Below are 23,523 nucleotides of genomic sequence, written 5' to 3' on the forward strand. Positions count from 1 at the left end.
GATGGTAGTGTGGGGCTTCCCCATGTGAGAGTAGGTCATCGTCAAGATTCAAACACAGAACCCCTGATCGCTCTGCGATCGGGGGTTTTGCTTTGCGCGAAATAAAATCGCTGTGGGAGCGAGCTTGCTCGCGAAGCTGTTGCAACTGGACGCTGCCCTGCTTAGCCCTTATGGTGCGCGCTTGGCTATTCTTCCAATAGGTCAGGGATGCACGCATGCCACACACTACCTCACTGAACGCCGGTTTCATGGTGGTTCATGGCAATCGACTGGATGAGTTGCGCAGCCTGGTGGTGTCCTGGATGCGGCGTTACCCTCTGGCGCCGCTGGAGAATGAAATTGCCTTGGTACAGAGCAACGGGATCGCGCAATGGCTCAAGCTTGCCCTGGCCGAAGATACCGAGGATGACGACCTCGGCGGTTGCGGCATTGCCGCCGCTATCGATGTGCAACTGCCGGGCAGTTTCATGTGGCAGCTTTACCGCGCCGTACTGGGCCGCGACGAGATCCCGCAGACCTCTCTATTGGACAAGGCGCCCCTGACCTGGCGGCTGATGCGGTTGCTACCGGAGTTGATCAATCAGCCACACTTCGAGCCGCTGCAACGGTTCTTGACCGCAGACACCGACCTGCGCAAGCGTTATCAATTGTCCGAGCGTCTCGCTGACCTCTTTGACCAGTATCAGGTGTATCGCGCCGACTGGCTGGAAGACTGGGCTGCCGGTCGCCATCAGTTACGTTCGGTGCGCGGCGAAATCAAGCCATTGAACCCGGCCAATATCTGGCAGGCCGAACTGTGGCGCGCCCTGCTGCACGATGTCGGTGTTGCCGGTATGGCCCAGAGCCGTGCCGGAGTGCATCAGCGTTTCATCGAGCGGGTTCAGACCATGACCGATGCGGTGCCGGGGTTACCGCCACGGGTCATCGTCTTTGGTATTTCATCGTTGCCGGCCCAGGCGCTGGAGGCTTTGGCCGGTCTGGCCAGGTTCAGTCAGGTGCTGCTGTGTGTGCATAACCCGTGTCGGCACCACTGGGCCGATATCGTCGCTGACAAAGACCTGCTGCGTCACCAATACAAGCGCCAGGCACGTAAACCCGGTACGCCTCAGGTGCTTGATCCACAGACTTTGCATCAGCACGCGCACCCGTTGCTCGCAGCCTGGGGCAAGCAAGGCCGTGATTACATCAACCTGCTGGACAGTCACGACAACCCGCACAGCTATCGTTTCTGCTTCAAGGACGAGCGCATTGACCTGTTCAGCGAGGGCGAGCCACACCACATGCTCAGCCAGTTGCAGGACGATATTCTGGAACTGCGCCCGCTGGACGAAACCCGTGAGCTATGGCCCGCAGTCGATACCCTGCAAGACCGCTCGATCCGCTTTCATGTGGCCCACAGTGCCCAGCGCGAGGTGGAGATTCTCCATGATCAGTTGCTCGCCCGGTTCAGCAAAGATCCGCAGTTACGCCCCCGCGATGTGATCGTCATGGTCCCGGACATCGACAGCTATGCGCCACACATCCGCGCAGTGTTCGGCCAGCTTGAGCGCGACGACAAACGCTTCATCCCCTTCACCCTGGCAGACCAGGGCCAGCGTGGTCGCGAGCCGCTGCTGATCGCGGTGGAGCATTTGCTCAAGCTGCCCGACAGCCGTTTTCCGGTCAGTGAAATCCTTGACCTGCTGGATGTCCCGGCGCTGCGTGCCCGCTTTGGGATCAAGGAGCGTGACCTGCCGACCCTGCATCGCTGGATCGAAGGCGCCGGTGTGCGCTGGGGGCTGGATGCCAGTCAGCGCGAAGGTCTCGGATTGCCCGAGGCGCTGGAGCAGAATAGCTGGCAATTTGGCTTACAGCGCATGCTCTTGGGGTATGCAGTAGGCTCCGGCGCCGCGTTTCAGGACATCGAACCTTACGATGAAATCGGCGGCCTGGACGCCGCGCTGATCGGCCCGTTGGTGGCCTTGATTGATGCGCTGGATGTGGCGCATGCCGAGCTTTCCACGCAGGCCACTGCGCAGGACTGGGGTGTGCGTCTGCAGAACCTCATTCAGGTGTTTTTCCAGGCGCAGAGCGAACACGATGACTACCTGCTGGTGCAGTTGGAGAACCTCCGTGAGGACTGGCTACAGACCTGTGAGTCAGTCGGTTTGCTCGATCCATTGCCGCTGACGGTGGTACGCGAAGCCTGGCTGGCCGGTCTCGATCAAGGGCGTCTGTCGCAGCGTTTCCTCGCCGGCTCGGTCAACTTCTGCACACTGATGCCGATGCGTGCCATTCCGTTCAAGGTGGTCTGCCTGCTGGGCATGAACGACGGTGACTATCCGCGCGCGCAGCCGCCGCTGGACTTCGACCTGATGGGCAGTGATTACCGCCCCGGTGACCGCTCACGTCGCGAGGATGATCGTTATCTGTTGCTTGAAGCCGTGTTGTCGGCCCGTGACCAGCTGTATATCAGTTGGGTCGGCCACAGCATCCGGGACAACAGCGAGCGGCCCTCTTCGGTGCTGATCGGCCAACTGCGTGATCACCTGGCCAGTGGTTGGCGACTCGCGCAGGACGAGTCTGACCTGACGAGCGGTGAAGCTCTGCTCAACGCGCTGACCCTGGCCCATCCGCTACAGCCGTTCAGTGCCCGGTATTTTCATGAAGGTTATGGCTACTTCAGTTTTGCCCGTGAGTGGCAGGCGCTGCACAGCGGCGACGCAGCGCCTCTGGAGCAGACCCAATTGTCTGCCCATGATCCACAAGAGCCGCTGACGCTGGCGCTGTTGCAGGATTTCTTGCGTAATCCGGTCAAGCATTTCTATACCCAGCGGTTGAAAATTTTCTTCGATCAGGCCCAGGCACCACTGGCTGATGAAGAGCCGTTCGTGCTTGATGCGCTGCAACGCTATGGGCTCAGTGAAAGCCTGCTGGCTGCGGCGCTGCTCGACCTGGATAACAGCGACCAGGCCATGCAGTCCCAGGCGCAACGCTTGCAGGGCAGCGGTCTGTTGCCGATGGCCGGGTTCGGCACCTCAATGCAGGCCGAACTGATCGCGCCGTTACCGGATGTACTGCAACGTTATCAATCATTGCTCAGCCGCTGGCCTGAGCCGGTCCATAGCGCTTTGCCGGTCAGCTTCGAGTACCGCCAGGTGCGTCTTGAAGGCTGGCTGGGCGGCTTGCATCGCAATGCTCAAGGTCAGTTGCTGGCGGTCACCGTGGTGCCCAATGCCATCGGCTCGCAAAAGACCCGCAAATGGCATCGTCTGATCCGTCCATGGGTCAATCATCTGGCGGCTTCGGCTTGTGACCTGAGCCTCACCACCGCCTTGGTGGCCAGCGATGAAACCCTGCTGTTGCCGCCTCTGGAGGTAGACGCCGCCCGTGAGTGCCTGGGTTATCTGTTGAGCGGCTGGCTCAACGGTATGCAGCATCCGTTACCGGTCGCCGCCAAGACGGCGTTTGCCTGGCTGGCTCAGGCCGGCGACGATCTCAAGGCTGAAGCTGCGGCGCGTAAAGCTTATGAAGGCGATGGTCAGAACACTAACGGCGAACGCGCCGAAAGCACGGCACTGTTGCGCCAATACCCGGATTTTGCCGCTCTGCAAGACAGCGAGCTCTTTTCCGGCTGGTGTGAGTCGCTGTACAAACCCTTGTTCGATGCGCCCTGGCAGGGCGAGGAGGCCGGTCAATGAATAGCTCCCTGACCTCGCGCCCCCTGGCGCTGCGCTTTCCGCTGCGTGGCAGCCAACTGATCGAAGCCAGCGCCGGCACCGGCAAGACGTTCACCATTTCGGCGCTCTACCTGCGCCTGGTACTGGGCCATGGTGACGAGTTGACCGGCTTTGGCCGTGAGTTGTTGCCGCCGCAGATTCTGGTGGTGACCTTCACCGACGCCGCGACCAAGGAACTGCGTGACCGGATTCGTACCCGTTTGGCTGAAGCGGCACGTTTTTTCCGCGACGAGATCCCGGCCCCCGATGCCTTGATCGCCGAACTGCGCAGCGACTTCGAGCCTGAGCAATGGCCCGGCTGCGCGAGCCGGCTGGATATCGCCGCGCAATGGATGGACGAAGCGGCTGTTTCGACCATTCACAGCTGGTGCCAGCGCATGCTGCGTGAGCACGCCTTCGACAGCGGCAGCCTGTTTACCCAGAGTCTGGAAACCGACCACAGTGAATTGCTCGGCGAAGTGCTGCGCGATTACTGGCGACGTTTTTGTTACCCCATGGATGGCGTTGCACTGGACTGGGTGCGGGACCACTGGGGCGGGCCGAATGCGCTGTTATCACGGGTGCGCGGCCTGTTCGGTCGTGATTACCCGGTGGTGGAACAAGAGCCTGCGCAGTTGATCGCTGAGGCACTGGAGCGGCGCCGTGCCGCGCTGCGGGCACTCAAGGCACCCTGGGCAGCCTGGGCACAGGAACTGGATACGATCTTCACCCAGGCGGTGGCGGCCAAGCAGGTCAATGGCCGACAGATTCAAGAGCGTTACTTCAAGCCCTGGTTCGACAAACTCACTACTTGGGCGCAGGACGAGGATCAGGTCGACCTTGATCTGGGTACCGGCTTTACCCGTCTGACGCCTGACGGCGTTGCTGAATCCTGGAAGAGTAACCCGCCGACGCACCCGGCACTTGATGCCATGCTGACTCTCAAGCGTCAGTTGGACGACCTGCCGACCCCCGATGCGCAGTTATTGCAGCATGCCGCTCGCTGGGTCAGCCTGCGTTTTGAAAGCGAAAAACGCCGCCGTGCCGAAATGGGCTTCGACGACATGTTATTGCGCCTCGATGCTGCGTTGAGTGCCGGTGGCGGTGACCGCCTGGCGACCCTGATCCGTGAGCAGTTCCCGGTGGCCCTGATCGATGAATTCCAGGACACCGACCCGGTGCAGTACCGGATCTTTGACAGTATCTATCGTCTGGAGCAAAACGACGAAAGCACCGGTCTGTTCCTGATCGGCGACCCCAAGCAGGCGATCTACGCCTTTCGCGGTGCTGATATCTACACCTACCTGCGCGCCCGTAAAGCCACTGCGGGCCGTTGGCATACACTGGACACCAATTTTCGCTCCAGTGTCGCCATGGTCGAGGCGGCCAACCAGGTGTTCATGCGCGCCGAGCAGCGAGACAGCGGGCGCGGTGCGTTCCTGTTTCGCCACGGCAATGACAACCCGGTGCCCTTTGCCCCGGCGCTGGCTCAGGGGCGCAAAGAGCGTCTGGAGCTTGCCGGCCAGCCGCTCACGGCACTGACCATCTGGCAACTCTGTGACGATCAGCCCGTCTCCGGTGCAACCTATCGACAGCAACTGGCGGCGACCTGTGCCAGTGAGATCGTCCGCTTGCTCAATGCCGGTCAGCGCGGGGAAGCCGGTTTTGTCCGCCCCGGCGAGGCGCTGCGCGCGCTGTTGCCAGCAGACATTGCGATCCTGGTACGCGATGGCAAAGAGGCCCAGGCGGTGCGCGGCGAGCTGGCCGCCCGTGGGGTGCGCAGCGTGTACCTGTCGGATAAAGACTCGGTGTTCGCCGCCCAAGAGGCCCATGATGTGCTTGCCTGGCTCAAGGCCTGTGCCGAACCGGATGCCGAACGGACCCTGCGTGGCGCACTGGCGAGCATCACCCTCGGCCTGCCACTGACCGAACTGGAACGGCTGAATCAGGACGAACTGGCCTGGGAGCGGCGGGTGATGCAGTTTCGTGGCTATCGCAACGTCTGGCGCTATCAGGGCGTACTGCCGATGCTGCGTCGCCTGCTGCATGACTTCCAGTTGCCGCAGACCCTGATCGCCCGCAGTGATGGCGAGCGGGTGCTGACCAACCTGTTGCATTTGTCCGAGTTGCTGCAACAGGCCGCCGCTGAACTGGATGGCGAGCAGGCGCTGATTCGCCATCTGGGCGAGCAGTTGATGCTCAGCGGCCAGGCCGGTGAAGAGCAGATCCTGCGTTTGGAAAGCGACGAGCAACTGGTCAAGGTGGTGACCATCCACAAATCCAAGGGCTTGCAGTACCCGTTGGTATTTCTGCCGTTCATCTGCTCCAGCAAACCGGTGGATGGCAGTCGCCTGCCGCTACAGTTTCACGATGATGACGGCTTGGCGCGGATCAGCCTGCAACCGACCGCAGAGCTGATCGAGCGCGCCGACGACGAACGCCTGGCTGAAGACCTGCGCTTGCTTTATGTGGCGCTGACCCGCTCTGAGCACGCGTGCTGGCTGGGCGTCACCGACCTCAAGCGCGGCGCCGGGAAAAACTCGCAACTGCATCGCTCGGCGCTGGGCTACCTGCTCGGTGGTGGTGCTGCACTGAGCGATAGCGCGCAACTGGGTGAATGGCTCAATGCGCTGGTCAAGGACAGCCCGGCCATGTTGCTGGAGCCACTCCCTGAGCCTTGCGCAGAGCGCTTTAGCGCGCCACGTAATCAGGCCGCGCTGCTCAAGCCGCTGACGCCTCGGCGCAAGGCGGCTGAAAACTGGTGGATTGCTTCCTACAGTGCGCTGCGCATTGGTGATGGCATGCTCACTGGCAGCGACAGCGCGCCGGACACGGCGCTGGCCCAGAAGCTGTTCGACGACGACCGTCCTGACCCGCAAGCGGCCCGTGAAGCAGTACCGGGTGCTACCGACATTCATCGCTTCCCGCGCGGGCCGAATCCAGGCACCTTTCTCCATGGCCTGCTGGAATGGGCCGGTAAAGAGGGCTTTGCACTGACGGCCAGTGATCCCGAAGGCGTACGCGACACCGTGGCGCGGCGTTGTAGCCGGCGCGGCTGGGACAGCTGGATCAAACCGCTCAGCGACTGGCTGCTGGACCTGTTACAGATGCCATTGCCGTTGCCGGGCAATGCCTCGTTGAGCGGCCTTGAGCAACCCAATCAGTACCGGATCGAGATGGAGTTCTGGTTCGCCAGTCGTCAGGTCGATGTGCTGCGGCTGGATGAGCTGGTACGCCGCCATACCCACCACAACCTGCCCCGTGCTCCGCTGCAGCCTGCCGCGCTCAATGGCATGTTCAAAGGCTTTATCGACCTGACCTTTGAGCATGAAGGGCGCTACTACGTGGCCGACTACAAATCCAACTGGCTGGGTGCCGATGACGACGCCTACACACCGGCGGCCATGGAGACGGCGATGCTTGAACACCGTTACGACTTGCAATACGTGCTGTACCTGCTGGCGCTGCATCGTCAGCTCAAGGCGCGCCTGGCCGACTACGACTATGACCTGCACATGGGCGGTGCTCTGTATCTGTTCTTGCGCGGTAACCGGGCGCCGGGGCAGGGCGGGTATTTCACCCGCCCACCCCGCGAGTTGATCGAAAGCCTCGACTTGCTGTTTCAGGGCCTGTTACCCATCCCGGCTGAGTCAGGAGAGCCCGCATGAGCCGTACCCTTGCCCAGTTACTGCCTACCCCGCTGCAGGCTGACAGCCTGACTGGCCTGGCGCCGCTGGCGCGGGTCGATCACCTGCTGATGCTGCTTGACCGCTGGAGCGAGCGTGGCTGGCTGCGCTCGCTGGACCGGGCATTCGTGGCGTTTCTGGCCAGCCTTGATCCGCACGCCGACCCGCGGGTACTGCTGGCGGCAGCCTTGACCAGTCACCAGTTAGGTCATGGTCATGTGTGCCTGGACCTGTTCGAGACCCTCAAGGCGCCTGACTTCGCCCTGTCGCTGCCGCCGGAAGGTGACGTGCAGAGCGGCCCGATGCTGCTGCCGTCACAACTGCTGGCCGGCCTGGACGGCGCCGCCTGGTGTCAGGTTCTGGAGCACAGCGCACTGGTCGCTCTGGCACCAGGTGAAGACCGGCAGCGGCCGCTGGTGCTGGCCGGGCGGCGTCTGTACCTGCGCCGCTATTGGAACTACGAACGGCGTATCGATGCGGTGTTGCACCAGCGGCTGGCTGAGCAGGAGGCGACGCCGGCCGACCTGCGCACGCGCCTGGATGCGCTGTTTGGTCAGGCCGGCGAGCAGATCGACTGGCAGAAACTGGCCTGCGCGTTGGCAACCCGCAAGGCGTTCAGCATCATCACCGGCGGCCCAGGCACCGGCAAGACCACCACGGTGGTACGCCTGCTGGCGCTGCTTCAGGCGCCGGCAGTGGCCAGTGGTCAGCCGCTGCGCATCCGGCTCGCCGCGCCGACCGGCAAGGCCGCGGCGCGGCTCACCGAGTCGATCAGCCAGCAAGTGCAACAGCTCAAGGTCGATGAGGCAGTGCGTGAGAAGATCCCCAGTGAGGTCACCACCGTCCACCGCCTGCTGGGCAGCCGCCCCGGCACCCGGCATTTTCGTCACCATGCCGGTAATCCGCTACCGCTGGATGTACTGGTGGTGGACGAAGCGTCGATGATCGACCTGGAAATGATGGCCAACCTGCTCGATGCCTTGCCGCCACACGCACGAATGGTGCTGCTCGGTGACAAGGACCAATTGGCTTCGGTAGAAGCGGGTGCGGTATTGGGCGATTTGTGTCGCGACGCCGAAATTGGCCTGTACAGTCCGCATACCCGGGCCTGGCTGGAGTCGGTCAGCGGTGAAAGCCTGGCCAGCAGTGGCCTGCAGGAAGGCGATGGGCAGCAGCATCCGTTAGCCCAGCAGGTGGTGATGCTGCGGCACTCACGACGCTTCGGCCAGGGCAGCGGCATTGGCCAACTGGCTCGGCTGGTCAATCGGCAGGAACATGCCAGGGCGCGCGAGCTGCTGGCAGCCAACAGCCATTCCGACCTGCATGTGCGCTTGTTGAAGAACGAGCAGGATCGCAGTTTTGAGCGCCTGGCACTGGAGGGGCTCGGCGAAGGCGCTGACAGCCCGCAAGGTTACCGGCATTACCTGAACGTGCTGGCAATCGAGAGACCGACAGAGGGCGCCGATCTGCTCGATGAGTGCTGGACAGTATGGGCACGCTCGGTGTTGCAGGCGTTCGATGAGTTCCAGTTGCTTTGCGCGGTACGCAAAGGCCCGTGGGGTGTCGAAGGGCTCAATCAGCGTATTACCCAAGCCTTGTTCAGTGCCGGCCTGATCGACGACGAGCTGTGGTATGAAGGCCGCCCGGTGCTGATGACCCGCAACGATTATGGCCTGGGCTTGATGAACGGCGATATCGGCATCACCTTGCGGGTACCGGAGCGCGAAGGTGAGACGCGTCAGGTATTGCGGGTGGCTTTCCCGCGCAACGACGGCAGCGGCGGTGTGCGGTTTGTGTTGCCTAGCCGGCTCAACGATGTCGAGACGGTGTATGCCATGACCGTGCACAAGTCCCAGGGCTCGGAATTCGCCCACACTGCACTGATCCTGCCCGATGCCTTGAACCCGGTGCTGACCAAAGAACTGATCTACACCGGCATCACCCGTGCGCGTAAATGGTTCAGCCTGATCGAGCCACGCCAGGGTGTTTTTGAGCAGGCCCTGCAACGCAAGGTCAAGCGTTTGAGCGGCTTGATGCTGGAGCTGTAACCCCGCCAAACCAGGGTGCATGCGCTGTGCGCCCTGGCCTCTTCTTGCCGGCCTGCTGATTGCCGTGGCGTTCAGTTCGGGCCTTTGCCGCCGCTCGCTGGCCTGCGGGCACTAATATCGCTCAAGCGGCCAAAATGTAGCAGATGCGTTTTGCCTTGAACGCAACGTTTGCTTCTGAAATGCATAATTGTGGGAAACCTGGCAGGTCCCTACCATCGATTTTCAAGGATGACGCCCCCTTCCTCCCGCCACGTCACCGACTACCTGCTGGAGCTTCGAATAATGACAACTGCGCAGATGACGACCCAACCGCTGGCCGGCCGCATGCCCCGTAGCAAGCTGTACAAGTTGGTCATCGCTTCCTCCATCGGCAACGCCCTGGAGTGGTTTGACCTGATCGTTTATGGCTTCTTTGCCATGACCATTTCCAAGCTGTTCTTCCCTGCCGCCGATGAAACCGTGTCATTGCTGCTGGCCTTGGGCACCTTTGCCGTGTCTTACCTGATTCGCCCACTGGGCGCGATCGTGCTGGGCTCCTACGCCGACCGGGTCGGACGCAAAGCTGCGATGCTGGTGTCCATCTGGCTGATGATGCTCGGCACCTTGCTGATCGCGATCATGCCCACTTATGCCACCATCGGTATCCTGGCCCCCATCGGTATTTTTACCGCGCGGTTGATCCAGGGGTTTTCTGCCGGTGGCGAATTCGGCAGTGCCACGGCGCTGCTGGTCGAGCATGCGCCAGAGCGCAAAGGGCTGATCTCCAGCTTCATGTTTGCCAGCCAGGGCATCAGCGGCCTGCTGGCATCGGGCTTCGGTCTGCTGCTCAGCTCGACCTTGACCGTCGACCAACTGGAGTCCTGGGGCTGGCGTATTCCGTTTCTGTTCGGCCTGCTGATCGGCCCGGTGGGGCTGTACATCCGGCGGCATATTGAAGAAGCCGGCGAGTTCAAGCAGAGCGAAGCCGAGCACGCACCGGCCGGTACGCTGTTCAGGCAGCACAAGTACCGCATGCTGCTCGCCATTGGCGCGTTGGTGCTGTCGACCTCGGTCAGCTACGTGATCATCTACATGCCCACTTATGCGGTAAAGCAACTGGGCCTGACCGCCTCGATCGGTTTTGCCGGTACGCTGCTCAGTGGCCTGGTGCTGACCGTGCTGACGCCCTTCATCGGTCACCTTTCCGATGTGTTTGGCCGCACCCGCATCATGTTCTGGGCCGCGCTGGTGTTCATCGCCAGTATCTACCCGGCGTTCTCCTGGCTGGCAGCGCAGCCGACCCTGATGGCGTTGCTGGCGGTGCTGTTCTGGATGAGCGTCCTGAAGGCTGTGTATTTCGGCGGTCTGCCCGCGCTGATGGCTGAGCTGTTCCCGACCCGCGTGCGGGCCACCGGTATGGCGCTGAGTTACAACATCGGCACCACAATCTTCGGCAGCTTCACACCGTTCTTTGTTGCCTGGCTGATTGGCGCCAGCGGCAACAAGCTTGCACCGAGCTTCTACCTGCTGGTCACCGGTCTGCTCAGCCTGATCACCTTGCTGGCCATTACCCGGCAACTCAAACGCAACTGATCGCCACCTGGCCCGGCGTTTGGCCGGGCCACCCCACCTCCTGCCTGTTCTTGCCCCGCCATGGTCGTGACGGGCGAGGACTCGCACGCCAACGATTCGCTGATTGCCGCCAATCACCTGAAGATTCTGGAGTGGACCATGTCTGATTTGCGCCTTACCTGTGCACTGCTCACCAGCGTCGGCCTGTGCGTCGCAGGCCCTGCCCGGGCCGACCTGCTCGATGACAGCCACCTGACCCTGGGGCTGCGCAATTTCTACGTCGACCGCGATTTCAAACAGGCCAATGCGCCCAAGTCACGCACCGGCAGTTGGTCGCAGGGCTTTGACTTGCAGTTCAAGTCCGGTTACACCGACACACCGATCCAGTTCGGTCTGGACCTGGGCGCCGACTTTGCCTATCGGCTCGATGGCGGCAAAGGCCGCTCGCCCGATGGTGTGCTGCCGGTCAGCACCGATGGCAGCCCGGTCAAGGATTACGGGCGGGCCAACCTGGCGGTGAAGTTGCGCTATTCAAAGAGCGAACTGCGCATCGGTGACCAGCGGCCGAACTTGCCAGTGGTGTCCTACGACCCGACCCGGCAACTGGTGACCCGCTACGAGGGCGCGGTGCTTGAGTCGCGGGAGGTCAAAGACCTGACCCTGACAGCCGGGCGGCTCTGGAGCATCACCGGCCGTGAGTCTTCCGAACGCGAAGACCTGTACCTGTGGGGCGATACCCCGGCGCAAGCCAGCGACGGTCTGGATTTCGCTGGCGCCACCTATGCGTTCACCCCGCAGTTGTCCGGCTCGTATTTCTACGCACAACTGCAGGACATCTACCGCCAGCATTACCTGGGGCTGGTGCACAAGGCTGCGTTGGGCGGCGGTTTCACGCTCAAGACCGATGTGCGCTACTACAACACCCGCGAGCAGGGCCAAGCGTTGTCTGGCCGGGTGGATAATCGCACCTATGGCCTGATGCTCAGCCTGAGCAAAAACGGCCATACCTTGGGGGCCGGTTACCAGCGCATGCTGGGCCTGGACACGTTCCCGACCTTTAACAACTACGCGCCGGCGCCGTTTCTGATCAACTGGTCGGCGCTGGGCTTCGTCAAGCCTGGCGAACGTTCCTGGCAACTGCGCTATGACTATGACTTTGCCGCCGTGGGCGTGCCGGGCTTGAAGTGGATGGCGCGCTGGATGGAGGGCAACGACATTGATCTGGGCCAGCAGAGCCACGAGACCGAACGCACCTCAGTGCTCAGTTACGTGGTGCAGAGCGGGCCGCTCAAGGGGTTCGGGGCCAACTGGATGAACATCGGGGTCAACGTGCGCGAATCCTCGCGTTACGAAGAAAACCGCTTGGCCCTGACTTACTCCGTGAACTTCTGGTAGGCGTATCCGGCTCGGGGGGCTGGCTGACGCTGACCAATTGTTCCTCCAGAAAACTCAGGAAATAACGGATCAGCACCGGCAGCTTGCGCCCGGCCATGATCTGCACCTGCAGGCTACGCTGGCGCAATTGCGGGTCGCTCATCGGCACCAGCAGCAGGTTGTCACGCGCGGCGGTGCCGCTGACGGTGGCGGCGCCGCACAAGGCAATCACGTCCGTGGAGTGACGAACCGCGTTATAGATCGCGCCCAGAGAGTGGCTGGCGTAGGCCGGCACAATGTTCATGCTGTGCAGGTTGCAGGCGATGTCGAACAGATAGCGGATGGTCGACCCGGCATGCGGCAGGGCCAGTGGATACTGCGCCAGTTCCTGCACGGTCAATGATTCGCTGCTCGCCAGCGGGTGACTGACAGGCATCAGCGCGCTGATCGGCGAGTCGCAACTGAGCGAAATCTCCACCCCCAGGGTCGGCGTCAGGCTGAAGGTCAGCGCGATGTCGGCTACGCCGTCCTTGACCAGTTGCGAGGCCCTTGCGGCGTCCACCACCTGTAAATCGAAACTCGCACCTGGATGAAAGGCCCGGAACTGCGCGCACACCCGTGGCAGAAATTCCCAGGCCATGCCTTCCGGGCAGGCGAGGGTGATGGTGTGCTGTTGCAGGGTGTTGAGGCCGCGCATCTCGGCAATCACGTTGCGCACTTCCAACTGATTGCGGTTGGCGTAGGCCAGCAGCACTTCGCCTGGCTCGGTCAGTTGCATGCCTCGCGGTTTGCGCTCGAACAATTGCAGCCCGAGGTTTTCTTCCAGGTTGCTGATCTGTCGGCTGACCGCCGAAACGGCCACGTGCAGCTCCTCGGCAGCAGCCGAGAGCGAGCCGGTCCTGGCCACGCTGTGGAAGTAACGCAAGGGCAGGTCATGCATGGCGCGGCTCCATTGATGCTTCAGGCAAGTGCAAGGCTGGCTTGCAAAAAAGACAAGGTTGAATTGAGAACTTGATAATTGTTGCAACTCAGGCTGCCACGTTAACCTCTGCGGCACTGTTCGGTCGAGGGCTTGCTGGTCGCGCCCGACGACCAATGCCTGATAGCAAGGAACCTGATATGTCGATCTCTTCTGCCTGCTCACGTGAACATGCTCTGGAACTGGCCGCACGGCACTACAGCAGTGGTGCGTTCCTGCAAATCCTTGACCGCCGTGTCGCCCAGCGTACCGAAAGCCAGAACCCTGATTGCAGCGCAGCACTGCACGCCTATCTGTACGACGAATTGCAGCCGGTGCTGTTGGGCATGGGCTTCAGTTGCCGGATCATCGACAACCCGCAGGCCGGCAAACCGCCGCTATTGCTGGCTGAGCGTATTGAAGACCCGGCTTTGCTGACCTTGCTCAGCTACGGCCATGGTGACGTCACCAGTGGCCAGGATGAGCTTTGGCAGCAAGGCACTGCGCCATGGCGCACGAGCATCAAGGACGGACGCATTTATGGGCGTGGAACGGCCGACAACAAGGGCCAGCACAGTATCAACCTGGCCGCGCTGGATGCGGTGCTGCAGGTCCGCCAGGGACAGTTGGGGTTCAACCTGAAAGTCATCTTCGAAATGAGCGAAGAAGTGGGCTCGCCAGGGCTGGAGCAAGCGTGCCGTGAGCATGCCGAGGCGTTGTCTGCGGATCTGTTCCTGGCCTCTGACGGACCGCGGGTGCGTCATGACCTGCCGACGCTGTTTCTCGGCTCGCGTGGGGTGTGCCAGTTCCGTCTGAGCCTGGACACCGGCAATGGCAGTCGTCATTCGGGCAACTGGGGCGGGATCATCACCAACCCGGCGATTGTCATGGGCCATGTGCTGGCGAGCCTGGTATCGGCCAGCGGGCAATTGCAGGCCGACTTTCTGCGCCCGGCACCGATCAGTGAGTCGGTCTCGGCGCTGGTGCGTGATCTGCCGGTCGGTGGTGAAAGCTTCGACCCGCAGCTCAATCTGCAGTGGGGTGAACCCGGTTTGAGCGTGGGCGAGAAGTTGTTCGGCTGCAATACCCTGGAAGTGGTGGGGATGTCTGCGGGCAGTACCGTCAAGGTGATTGGCGCGATTCCTGGCCGGGCGGAAATGGTCTGCCAGTTACGTTTTGTCCAGGGCACCGACTGGCAGGGGCTGGCGGATAACCTGCGTCGCCATCTTGATGAGCAAGGTTTTACCGAGGTGCAGGTGCAGATCGATGGCGGCTATGCGGCGACCCGGCTCGACCCGGCGCACCCTTGGGTCGGCTTCGTCAGCCGCTCAGTCAGCACCAGCCTGGGCGAGCCGGTGAGTATTCTGCCGAATCTGGGCGGGACCATCCCCAACCATTGCTTCGCTGATGTACTGGGCTTGCCGACGGTATGGCTGCCGCACTCTTATCCCTCCTGCAAGCAGCACGCGCCGGACGAGCATTTGCTGGAAAGCATCGTTGAGCAAGGGCTCAAGGCGGCGGCCGGGTTGTTCTGGGATCTGGGTGAGCAGGCCCAGGCGCTGCGCGCCCGATTGCCTGCCTGAGGTGCATCGGCCCGCACGACGGGCCGATGAGCCTGCCGATCAGTCGGTCTTCTGTTTGCGCCAGTCATCCGAGCCGGAGGTGCCGCTGACTTTGTGGGTCCAGCTGATCTTGCGGTAAGTCATGTAGACATCTTGCAGGTGAGTGAAGTGGGCACTGCCAGGGTCCTGGCAGTTGTGCATGTAGTCGCGGATCTCGACGATGATCGCGTCCACCAGATGGGTGGTGTAGTAATGCTCCTGGGTTCCGGACTTGGAGGTGCGGTACCACTCGATTTCAACCTCGGGCAGCAGCTCGCCCTTGGTCAGGGCTTCCAGCAATAAGGGTGAAGCCCTGTCGAACACCTTGGTGATGCACACCGCATCATGGACCCGCTGCCCGGCGGGCTGTCCGGACTGAGGGTCGGTGGGCAGGCTGATCTTGTGGCTGAAGGCCTGGACCAGCACTTGGTCTTCATGTTCTTCCTGATAGTTGTTACCCACCGAGTCAGCGGTGGAAGCGCCTTTGGTGATGTGCCCTTGTTTACTGCCGGTGATGGACATATAGGCCGGTGTAGCCATGGAGGTTCTCCTTGCAGGCTCAAGTGCCCGCCGAGTCATTCGGCGAGGCCACCTGATGCACAAGTCAAGAAGCGTGCCTTTCGTTTAAATTTCTTATAAATCAATGTCTTAACTTTTTATTGGAAGCTTTCTGGCGTATTTTCAAGCAAAAATCGCGCATCCTTAAGCACCGCACTGCGCAGTTCTTTGCGTCCCTCTCCGCTCCTGCGTATACAGCTTTCCAGCAAATCATCCACAGGGTTATCCACAGGCTGGCGGCAAGCCTTGCGCATCAAGGCGGTGAGCTAGTATTCGAAGGGAAGGCACAATTGCTGCCCGCAGTAGCTCGATGAGCAAGCCTTGCTGCTGTGCACGCCAATGGAGAACAACAATGAAAATCGCATTCATCGGCCTGGGTAACATGGGCGCGCCCATGGCCCGTAACCTGCTCAAGGCCGGGCATCATTTGCATCTGTTCGATCTCGACACTAACGCCCTGGCTGAGCTGGCAGCCCAGGGCGGGCACATCAAAGACTCTGCCAGGCACGCGGCGCAAGGCAGTGACCTGGTGATCACCATGCTGCCGGCGGCGGCGCATGTAGGCAGCGCGTTTCTGGGCGAGAACGGTATCTTGGCCGGTATCGCTACCGGGACCCCGGCGCTCGACTGCAGCACCATTGACCCGCAGAGCATCCGCGACATCGCCACGATTGCCGCCAGCCAGGGCGTGGTAGTGGGTGATGCTCCGGTATCCGGCGGTACGGCAGGGGCCAATGCCGCGACGCTGACGTTCATGGTCGGCGGCTCGGTTCAGCACTACGAGCGGGTCAAGCCTGTTCTGGCGCAGATGGGCCGTAATATCGTGCATTGCGGTGAGGTGGGTACCGGGCAAATCGCCAAGCTGTGCAATAACCTGCTGTTGGGTATTTCGATGATCGGCGTCAGCGAAGCCATGGCCCTGGGTAACGCACTGGGTATCGATACTCAGGTGCTGGCCGGGGTCATCAACAGCTCCACCGGCAGTTGCTGGAGTTCGCAGAGCTACAACCCCTGGCCGGGTATCGTCGAGACCGCACCGGCTTCACGAGGCTATACCGGTGGCTTTGCCGCCGACCTGATGCTCAAGGATCTGGGCCTGGCCACCGAAGCGGCGCGGCTTGCCCATCAGCCGGTATTGCTCGGGGCGCTGGCCCAGCAGTTGTTTCAGGCCATGAGCCAGCGGGGCGAAGGCGGGCGGGATTTTTCCGCGATCATCGAGAGTTATCTGAGCCGCCACTGACCCTGCCGTAGTTGATTAACCCAGGCCGCGCTCGTCCCATACCTTGCGGGCGCTGTGATGCAGGATGCCGTGCCGCTTTGCCAGGGCATGGCGATCCTTGCTGTAGCCGCCGCCGATCACCCCCATTACCGGGATATCGCGGCCCAGACAATGGTGCAGCACGGCCTCGTCACGGGCCGCCAGCCCCTGATCGGTGAGCTTCAGATACCCCAGCGCGTCGTCCTCATGAACATCGACCCCGGCGTCATAAAGCACCAGGTCAGGCTGGTAGAACGGCAGCAGGTAGTTGAGCGTGTCGTCCACCACCTTCAGATAGTCCATATCGCCCATGCCCATGGGCAGTGGAATATCCCAGTCGCTCTGTGCCTTGCGCGCCGGGAAGTTCTTCTCGCAGTGCAGCGACACGGTAATCGCATCATCGGTATCGGCCAGCAGCCGGGCCGTACCGTCACCCTGATGCACGTCGCAATCGAAGATCAGCACTTTGCCCACCCGACCGCTGCCGAGCAGGTAATGGCTGATGATCGCCAGGTCATTGAAGATGCAGAAACCTGCCGGGTAATCGTAGTGGGCATGATGCGTGCCGCCGGCCAGGTGACAGGCCATGCCGTGTTGCAAGGCATGTTCGGCGGTCAGCAGCGAGCCGCCCACCGCGCGTACTGTGCGGCGCGCCAGCGCTTCGCTCCACGGCAGCCCGAGACGGCGTTGATCCTCTCTGGACAACTCGCCGCTCATGAAGCGCTGGATATAGGCCGGTTCATGGGAAAGGGCCAGAATATCCGCCGGGCATAGCTCAGGGCGTAGCAGTTGCGCGTCAGTGGTTACGCCGCTGTCGACCAGGTGATCGCGCAGCAGGCGGAATTTGTCCATCGGGAAACGGTGGTCGGCCGGGAAGGGCGGGCTGTAATCGTCGTGGTAGATCAGCGGCAGTGGCATTTTTCTTTAGCATCAGGGTCAAACCGCGATAGTGCCAGTAACCTAACTGATCGCACAGTTGCAACTACACTGCCGCGATGATTGAAGATGGCCCGGAGACATGACGGATGGAACCGATACTCACGCTCGATAGCCCGCGATTGACGATGCGCCAATGGCGCGACGACGACCTGCCGGCCTTTGCCGCCATGTGTGCCGACCCGCAGGTGATGCGCTACTTCCCTGAGCCCATGAGCCGCTTGCAGTGCGCCGCGATGATTGGCCGCCTGCGCGGGCACTTTGCCGAGCTGGGGTTCGGCCTGTGGGCGCTGGAGCGCAAGGACACCGGTGCGTTTATCGGTTTTACCGGTTTGCTGGTGGTGGACTTCGAGGCGCCGTTTACCCCGGCCGTGGAAATTGGCTGGCGGCTGGCGCGTGAGCATTGGGGGCTGGGCTTTGCCAGCGAGGCGGCCTGGACGGCACTGGGCTGTGGCTTTGAGCGGCTGGGGCTGGATCAGGTAGTGTCGTTTACCGCGCGCAGCAACCTGCCCTCTCAGAAAGTCATGCAGGCCATCGGCATGCACGCCGACCTGCAGGGTGATTTTGACCATCCGGCGCTGGCCGATAATCATCCGCTCAAACCCCATGTGCTGTACCGCATCAACCGTGAGCAGTGGCTTTCGACCCTGCAAGGCTGAAGGATTTTGTATCATTGGGCTCTATAGCCGCGTTTGAACGCGCAACCTCTGTGTGCAAGGAGTCATGAATGAGCCGAGTGCTGGAAGATCTGGTCGATCTGCTGACGCTGGAATCCATCGAAGAAAACCTGTTTCGCGGCCGTAGCCAGGACTTGGGCTTTCGCCAGCTGTTCGGCGGCCAGGTGCTGGGCCAGTCGTTGTCGGCGGCCAGCCAGACCGTAGAAGATGACCGCCATGTGCATTCGCTGCACGGTTACTTCCTGCGCCCAGGTGATGCCCAGTTGCCGGTGGTCTATCACGTTGATCGGGTACGCGATGGCGGCAGCTTCAGTACCCGGCGCGTCACCGCCATCCAGAAGGGCAAGCCGATCTTCACCTGCAGCGCTTCGTTCCAGTACGACGAGCAAGGCTTCGAACATCAGGCGGCGATGCCACAGATTGCCGGTCCGGAAAACCTGCCTTGCGAGCTTGAACTGCTGACTCGCCGCGCGCATCTGATCCCCGAAGCGATGCGCGAAAAATTCCTCTGCCCCAAGCCCATCGAGTTTCGTCCGGTAACGGCTGAAGATCCCTACGATCCCAAGCCGGGTGAGCCGGTCAAGTACATCTGGTTCCGCGCCGATGGCACCCTCAAGGATGTCCCGGCGCTGCACAAATACCTGTTGGCCTATGCCTCGGACTTCAACCTGCTGACCACCTCGCTGCTGCCCCACGGCAAGACGGTGTGGCAACGCGATATGCAGGTCGCCAGCCTGGATCACTCGCTGTGGTTCCACAGTGACCTGCGCGCTGACGACTGGCTGCTGTATGCCATGGACAGCCCGTGGGCCGGCAACTCCCGTGGTTTCTCTCGTGGCAGCGTGTACAACCGTGCCGGACAACTGGTGGCCTCGGTCAGCCAGGAAGGCCTGATTCGTCATCGCAAGGACTGGGCATGAAACTGAGCGAGATTCGCCATTGGGTGTTCGACATGGACGGCACCCTGACACTGGCGGTGCATGATTTCCTGGCCATCAAGCGCGCCCTGGACATTCCGCCCGAGGCCGACATTCTCGGCCATCTGGCCAGCCTGCCGGCAGACGAAGCCGCGGCCAAACACGCCTGGCTGCTGGAGCACGAGCGCGAGTTGGCGGTAGGTTCCAAAGCCGCGCCCGGTGCGGTGGCGCTGGTGCGCGAGCTGGCCGGGCGCGGTTACCGGCTGGGCATCCTGACCCGCAATGCCCGCGAGCTGGCGCATATCACTTTGGCGGCGATTGGCATTGCGGACTGTTTTGCCGTGCAGGACGTCCTCGGCCGCGACGAGGCCACCCCCAAGCCCGACCCGGCCGGGCTGCTCAAACTGGCCAGCGCCTGGGATGTCGCGCCGCAGAACATGGTGATGGTCGGCGACTACGTTCACGACCTCAATTGTGGCCGCGCGGCGGGCGCCCGCACCGTGCTGGTCAACCTGCCCGACCATGTACCGGACAATCCCTGGCCGGAACTGACCGACTGGCATGCCGCCGATTGCACAGCGTTACAGGCGATGCTGGATTCATGAGCGTCGTAGGAGCCACTTCAGTGGCGAAGGGATCAAGGTTTTCGCCACTGAAGTGGCTCCTACGGGCTCCTACGGGCCCCTACGGGTTCCGGGCTTATAGCGGTTTGAACAGCACCGCCTGACCTTCCGGCGAGGTAAAGATCGCATCGCCGTTGTGCGCCACGTTCGGCACCAGCACGATGCGCTGGTTCAGGCCCGTAGGGTGGCGTTTGGTCAGGTAATCGAAGTAGTTATGCCCGCGCGTCAGCCGATCAGCGCCCTGGGCCTGGGCAGCGCAGCTCTTGTCCAGCGAGACATGGTTCGGGTCGTTGTCCTGTAGCGCCAGCAAGTAGGTTACGTCACGCTGCACATAGGCTTTCTCAAGGCTGGCGCGTTCGACCTTGGCGGCGTAGGGCGGCAGTTTTTCCAGGCCGTATTTCCAGTCGTTGAAGCCCGGGCAGTTGCTTGCCGGGTTGGCCACCGGCCGCTCTGCGTCAAACCAGGCATAGGTCGAGGGCGTGGCGATCACGTAGCGCAGACGAATGTGCGCCTGTTTCAGCCGCGCCTCCTCACGACCGCCGAGCAATGCATAACGCTGGGCCATCTGCGCGCCGCCCGAATGCCCGGCGATCACGATTTCCTTGAGGTTGGGGAACAGCTTGTCGTCGCTCAGACGCTTGAGAATGTGATCCAGCACGCTAAAGGAGCTGACCGCCTTGCTGCCCACCGAGCGGCTGCCGGAAATCCAGTCGTCTTCATGCCAGCGCAGAATATTGTCTGCCAGGTGGTGGGCCGCGATGTCTTTTTCATCCAGAAACTGCGGGGCGATCAACAGCGTGCGGCTGCGCTCTTTGGACTGGTTGGCGGCGCGCTCGACGCTGCGCAGGTAGGTCGGGGCGTTACGCTGGCGGCCATGGATGACAATCACCACCCGTTGGATCTGTGGTTTGGGGTGGACCCACTCCTGGCTTAACCCCAGGGTGGCCTGCGCGCCGTTGATCGCCAGCCGGTCCGGGCTCAGGGATTTTGCGGGAGGGGTTTCGGCATGGGCGCTCAGGCTCAGAACAGTGCTGCTCAACAACAGGGCCAACAACGGTTTGATCATTTATTCACAGGCTCTTGGCGGCGAAGGTATCGCATTGGTTGATGTTGCCCTGGGCGAAGCCGGTCTTGAACCAGCGCACCCGTTGTTCGGATGTTCCGTGGGTAAACGAGTCGGGCACCACATGGCCGCGGCTCTGGCGTTGCAGGCGATCATCGCCAATGGCGTTGGCCGCATTCAAGGCTTCTTCAATATCACCCGGTTCCAGCCAGTTCAAACGCTTTTGCGCGTTGTGTGCCCAGACCCCGGCCAGGCAGTCGGCCTGCAACTCCTGGCGCACCAGCAGGCCACTGCTGCCTTCAAGGCGTCGGCCGCTCTGGCGCGCGGCCTGGAGCTTGGCGGAAATGCCCAGTAGGGTCTGTACGTGATGACCCACTTCATGGGCAATCACATAAGCCTGAGCAAAATCGCCGGCCGCTGAAAAGCGCTGGGACATTTCCCGGAAGAAATCCAGGTCGAGATAAATCTTACGGTCGGCCGGGCAGTAGAATGGCCCGGTGGCCGAGGTGGCATAGCCGCAGGCCGAATTGACCTGGCCGTTGAACAGCACCAGCTTGGGCTCCTGATACTGCCGGCCTGCCTGGCTGAACACGGCTTGCCAGTTGTCTTCGGTATCACCGAGCACGGCGCGCACGAATTCGGTCTGCGGGTCGTTAGTGGGGAGAGTGGATTGACTCTGGGGGCTGAGCGGTGCGCTCTGTTGCCCCAGTTGCCCGGTGATCTGGCCAAGAATCTGCAGCGGGTCCTGGCCGGTGATCAGGCCAAACACTACGATCAGGGCTACCCCGCCCAGGGTAAGCCCCTTGCCGCCGACCCGCATGCCGCTACGGTCACTGCGAGCATCGACCACGTTGTCGCTCCGTCGGCCTTTTTTCCACAACATACAACTGCCCTCGACAAACAACCGGCCTTGCTGACGTTTTTGAACGGCCTGACAAACAAGTGTTGCTGGTGTAATCGGGCTGCGCCAGCCCGTCGGTCACTTCAGGGTACTGGCGGTTTGCTGTGGCGCGGCATCGGCAAACCGGTCGACCCGGCGCAGGCTCTTGAAACCGGCCATCCAGGCGCCTACGACGCCGAGCGTGCAGAGGCTACCGGTGATCGCCGCCGGGATCGCACCGATCAGTGAGGCGCTGGTGCCGGCGCGAAATTCACCCAGTTCGTTGGACGAACCAATGAACAGCATGTTCACCGCATTGACCCGCCCGCGCATGGCATCGGGCGTGGAGAACTGCACCAGCGATGAGCGAATGTAGACGCTGACCATATCGGCTGCCCCGGCGATCAGCAGTGCCACGAACGACAGCCAGAACAGCGTTGACAGTGCGAACAGCAGATTGGCCAGGCCAAAGATGCCCACGGCGATGAACATGGTCAGGCCCACATGACGGTCCAGCGGCCGAACGCTCAGGTACACACCGGTGACCAGCTCACCCAGGCTCATGGCGCTGCGCAACGCTCCCAGCCCCTGTGGGCCAAGGTGCAGCACCTCATGGGCATAGATCGGCAACAGCGCAATCACGCCACCGAGCAGCACTGCGAACAGGTCAAGGGAAATGGTGCCGAGAATAATCGGTCGCGAGCGGATAAAGGCGATCCCGGCAGTGAAGCGCTGCCAGCCGCTGCCTTCCAGCGGGGCGCGGGCTTCGGCGTAAGGGGTGGCCACCAGTGGCAGTAGCAGGATGCCGGCGATGAACGCGGCGACGCAGGCCGAGTAGGTCAGCTCCGCGCCGCCCAAGGCATACAGAGCGCCGCCGATCAGCGGACCTGCTACGGTGGAGCAGCGCATGATTACGCTGTTGGTCGCGATGGCCGAAGCCAGCCGGTCGCGGGGCACGATCTGTGGCAGCAGGCTCTGCAGGGTCGGGCCGGTAAAGGCCCGTGCAGCGCCGTAGAGCACCAGCGCGGCGTAGACCAGGCGCACGTCATGCAGGTCAAAGAATGAAAACAGCAGCAGGATGACCCCGCACAGCGCCTGCACGATCCAGCTCAGAATCAGGATCAGCTTGCGATCATAGCGGTCGATCAGGTCGCCGGCCGGCATCAACAACAGCAGCATGGGAATGAATTGCGCCAGGCCCGCATAGGCCAGCGCCATCGGATCGCGGGTCAGGTCGTAGACCTGCCAGGCGACCACCACGGCCTGGATCTGCATGGCGAACATGGCCAGCAACCGGGCGAACAGAAACGCAAGAAATCCGGGTTGACGAGCCAGACCCGATGAAGTGGAAGTCGAAGCAGGTGATTCGCAACTCAAGGCAGGTACCCACACACGCGGCAGATAAGCGAGTACGCGTTATACCGCAAATGATAGGTAGCTGCCTATTGAAGCAAGCGCGACCTTGGTCGCGGATGTAGCGTTAAGTTCACTAGCGATGCCGATGTTGTCGCTTCTGCTTTTGATCTTCGAGCCGAGATGGCACAGACGACGCCGAACGCCAAATCGGCGCCGGAGCGAGGGAATCCCGCTTGAAGCGGGACTAGCCGTCGCAAGCGCTTTGGTTCCTTTGGCGCATCAAAGGAACCCGCCCGTCGGGGCGGAACCTGAGGCTCAGACAACTGCGGCAAAGATCCT

17 protein-coding genes are annotated in these 23,523 nt (G+C 61.9%); 10 read left to right on the forward strand and 7 right to left on the reverse strand.

Annotation, left to right across the window (positions count from 1 at the left end):
* The coding region (locus tag NRB16_RS00005; protein ID WP_257105195.1) for a hypothetical protein at positions 1–217 on the reverse strand (217 nt) is incomplete at its 3' end.
* On the opposite strand from NRB16_RS00005, the gene recC reads away from it, so the two are divergent.
* The 5 genes from recC (at position 216) to NRB16_RS00030 (ending at position 12,378) form a co-directional block, all read left to right on the forward strand.
* A complete protein-coding gene (gene recC, locus NRB16_RS00010) occupies positions 216–3,680 on the forward strand; it encodes an exodeoxyribonuclease V subunit gamma (protein ID WP_257105196.1) in 3,465 nt (1,154 codons plus the stop codon). The two genes, NRB16_RS00005 and recC, sit on opposite strands and share 2 nt — an antisense overlap.
* Positions 3,677–7,366: an exodeoxyribonuclease V subunit beta gene (gene recB, locus NRB16_RS00015; protein ID WP_257105197.1), complete on the forward strand. Its 3,690-nt coding sequence runs from the start codon at positions 3,677–3,679 to the stop codon at positions 7,364–7,366. Before recC ends, recB begins: the two co-directional genes overlap by 4 nt.
* Positions 7,363–9,432: an exodeoxyribonuclease V subunit alpha gene (gene recD / locus NRB16_RS00020; RefSeq protein WP_045483803.1), complete on the forward strand. Its 2,070-nt coding sequence runs from the start codon at positions 7,363–7,365 to the stop codon at positions 9,430–9,432. The genes recB and recD overlap by 4 nt, the downstream gene beginning before the upstream one ends.
* 282 nt (positions 9,433–9,714) lie before the next feature.
* Complete coding sequence (locus NRB16_RS00025) at positions 9,715–11,004, forward strand: MFS transporter (RefSeq protein ID WP_045483800.1); 1,290 nt, start codon at positions 9,715–9,717, stop codon at positions 11,002–11,004.
* Positions 11,005–11,142: 138 nt separating this feature from the next.
* Positions 11,143–12,378, forward strand: a complete 1,236-nt coding sequence (locus tag NRB16_RS00030) for an OprD family porin (RefSeq protein WP_257105198.1) — start codon at positions 11,143–11,145, stop codon at positions 12,376–12,378.
* On the opposite strand, the gene NRB16_RS00035 is transcribed toward NRB16_RS00030, so the two are convergent.
* Positions 12,308–13,297: a LysR family transcriptional regulator gene (locus NRB16_RS00035; RefSeq protein ID WP_084709856.1), complete on the reverse strand. Its 990-nt coding sequence runs from the start codon at positions 13,295–13,297 to the stop codon at positions 12,308–12,310. The genes NRB16_RS00030 and NRB16_RS00035 overlap by 71 nt on opposite strands.
* Positions 13,298–13,476: 179 nt before the next feature.
* On the opposite strand from NRB16_RS00035, the gene NRB16_RS00040 reads away from it, so the two are divergent.
* Complete coding sequence (locus tag NRB16_RS00040; RefSeq protein ID WP_257105199.1) at positions 13,477–14,898, forward strand: M20 family metallopeptidase; 1,422 nt, start codon at positions 13,477–13,479, stop codon at positions 14,896–14,898.
* 39 nt (positions 14,899–14,937) lie between these two features.
* On the opposite strand, the gene NRB16_RS00045 is transcribed toward NRB16_RS00040, so the two are convergent.
* Positions 14,938–15,456, reverse strand: a complete 519-nt coding sequence (locus NRB16_RS00045; RefSeq protein WP_045483794.1) for an Hcp family type VI secretion system effector — start codon at positions 15,454–15,456, stop codon at positions 14,938–14,940.
* A 370-nt stretch (positions 15,457–15,826) separates the two neighbouring features.
* On the opposite strand from NRB16_RS00045, the gene mmsB reads away from it, so the two are divergent.
* A complete protein-coding gene (gene mmsB, locus NRB16_RS00050; protein ID WP_045483791.1) occupies positions 15,827–16,714 on the forward strand; it encodes a 3-hydroxyisobutyrate dehydrogenase in 888 nt (295 codons plus the stop codon).
* A 15-nt stretch (positions 16,715–16,729) separates the two neighbouring features.
* Here the strand turns inward: mmsB and NRB16_RS00055 are convergent, their stop codons facing one another.
* Positions 16,730–17,650 (reverse strand): histone deacetylase, encoded by a 921-nt coding sequence (locus NRB16_RS00055; protein WP_257105200.1) that lies wholly within the window; start codon positions 17,648–17,650, stop codon positions 16,730–16,732.
* Positions 17,651–17,757: 107 nt separating this feature from the next.
* Here NRB16_RS00055 and NRB16_RS00060 point away from each other — a divergent pair, with 107 nt between their 5' ends.
* From NRB16_RS00060 to NRB16_RS00070, 3 genes are all read left to right on the forward strand, one after another.
* Positions 17,758–18,327, forward strand: coding sequence for a GNAT family N-acetyltransferase (locus NRB16_RS00060; protein ID WP_045483785.1), 570 nt, complete (start codon positions 17,758–17,760; stop codon positions 18,325–18,327).
* A gap of 68 nt (positions 18,328–18,395) precedes the next feature.
* Positions 18,396–19,265 carry an acyl-CoA thioesterase II gene (gene tesB, locus NRB16_RS00065; protein WP_045483782.1) on the forward strand — a complete coding sequence of 290 codons (870 nt, stop codon included), beginning with the start codon at positions 18,396–18,398 and terminating at the stop codon, positions 19,263–19,265.
* Complete coding sequence (locus NRB16_RS00070) at positions 19,262–19,867, forward strand: HAD family hydrolase (protein ID WP_257105201.1); 606 nt, start codon at positions 19,262–19,264, stop codon at positions 19,865–19,867. The genes tesB and NRB16_RS00070 overlap by 4 nt, the downstream gene beginning before the upstream one ends.
* Positions 19,868–19,961: 94 nt before the next feature.
* On the opposite strand, the gene NRB16_RS00075 is transcribed toward NRB16_RS00070, so the two are convergent.
* The 3 genes from NRB16_RS00075 to NRB16_RS00085 form a co-directional block, all read right to left on the reverse strand.
* Positions 19,962–20,951 (reverse strand): alpha/beta hydrolase, encoded by a 990-nt coding sequence (locus NRB16_RS00075; RefSeq protein ID WP_253142888.1) that lies wholly within the window; start codon positions 20,949–20,951, stop codon positions 19,962–19,964.
* Between the two features lie 4 nt (positions 20,952–20,955).
* Positions 20,956–21,831 carry a neutral zinc metallopeptidase gene (locus NRB16_RS00080; RefSeq protein WP_253116162.1) on the reverse strand — a complete coding sequence of 292 codons (876 nt, stop codon included), beginning with the start codon at positions 21,829–21,831 and terminating at the stop codon, positions 20,956–20,958.
* A 96-nt stretch (positions 21,832–21,927) separates the two neighbouring features.
* On the reverse strand, positions 21,928–23,205 hold the full coding sequence (locus NRB16_RS00085) for an MFS transporter (RefSeq protein WP_257105202.1): 1,278 nt from the start codon (positions 23,203–23,205) through the stop codon (positions 21,928–21,930).
* Positions 23,206–23,523 lie beyond the last annotated feature (318 nt).

The organism is Pseudomonas sp. LJDD11 (assembly GCF_024584215.1).
Taxonomy (GTDB): Bacteria; Pseudomonadota; Gammaproteobacteria; order Pseudomonadales; family Pseudomonadaceae; genus Aquipseudomonas.

Coding starts and splice junctions, on each gene's coding strand:
- NRB16_RS00070 (WP_257105201.1), top strand. CDS start 19,262: ATGAAACTGAGCGAGATTCGCCATTGGGTGTTCGACATGGACGGCACC.
- NRB16_RS00075 (WP_253142888.1), bottom strand. CDS start 20,951: ATGATCAAACCGTTGTTGGCCCTGTTGTTGAGCAGCACTGTTCTGAGC.
- NRB16_RS00025 (WP_045483800.1), top strand. CDS start 9,715: ATGACAACTGCGCAGATGACGACCCAACCGCTGGCCGGCCGCATGCCC.
- recC (WP_257105196.1), top strand. CDS start 216: ATGCCACACACTACCTCACTGAACGCCGGTTTCATGGTGGTTCATGGC.
- NRB16_RS00060 (WP_045483785.1), top strand. CDS start 17,758: ATGGAACCGATACTCACGCTCGATAGCCCGCGATTGACGATGCGCCAA.
- NRB16_RS00035 (WP_084709856.1), bottom strand. CDS start 13,297: ATGCATGACCTGCCCTTGCGTTACTTCCACAGCGTGGCCAGGACCGGC.
- NRB16_RS00045 (WP_045483794.1), bottom strand. CDS start 15,456: ATGGCTACACCGGCCTATATGTCCATCACCGGCAGTAAACAAGGGCAC.
- mmsB (WP_045483791.1), top strand. CDS start 15,827: ATGAAAATCGCATTCATCGGCCTGGGTAACATGGGCGCGCCCATGGCC.
- NRB16_RS00040 (WP_257105199.1), top strand. CDS start 13,477: ATGTCGATCTCTTCTGCCTGCTCACGTGAACATGCTCTGGAACTGGCC.
- recD (WP_045483803.1), top strand. CDS start 7,363: ATGAGCCGTACCCTTGCCCAGTTACTGCCTACCCCGCTGCAGGCTGAC.
- NRB16_RS00080 (WP_253116162.1), bottom strand. CDS start 21,831: ATGTTGTGGAAAAAAGGCCGACGGAGCGACAACGTGGTCGATGCTCGC.
- tesB (WP_045483782.1), top strand. CDS start 18,396: ATGAGCCGAGTGCTGGAAGATCTGGTCGATCTGCTGACGCTGGAATCC.
- recB (WP_257105197.1), top strand. CDS start 3,677: ATGAATAGCTCCCTGACCTCGCGCCCCCTGGCGCTGCGCTTTCCGCTG.
- NRB16_RS00055 (WP_257105200.1), bottom strand. CDS start 17,650: ATGCCACTGCCGCTGATCTACCACGACGATTACAGCCCGCCCTTCCCG.
- NRB16_RS00030 (WP_257105198.1), top strand. CDS start 11,143: ATGTCTGATTTGCGCCTTACCTGTGCACTGCTCACCAGCGTCGGCCTG.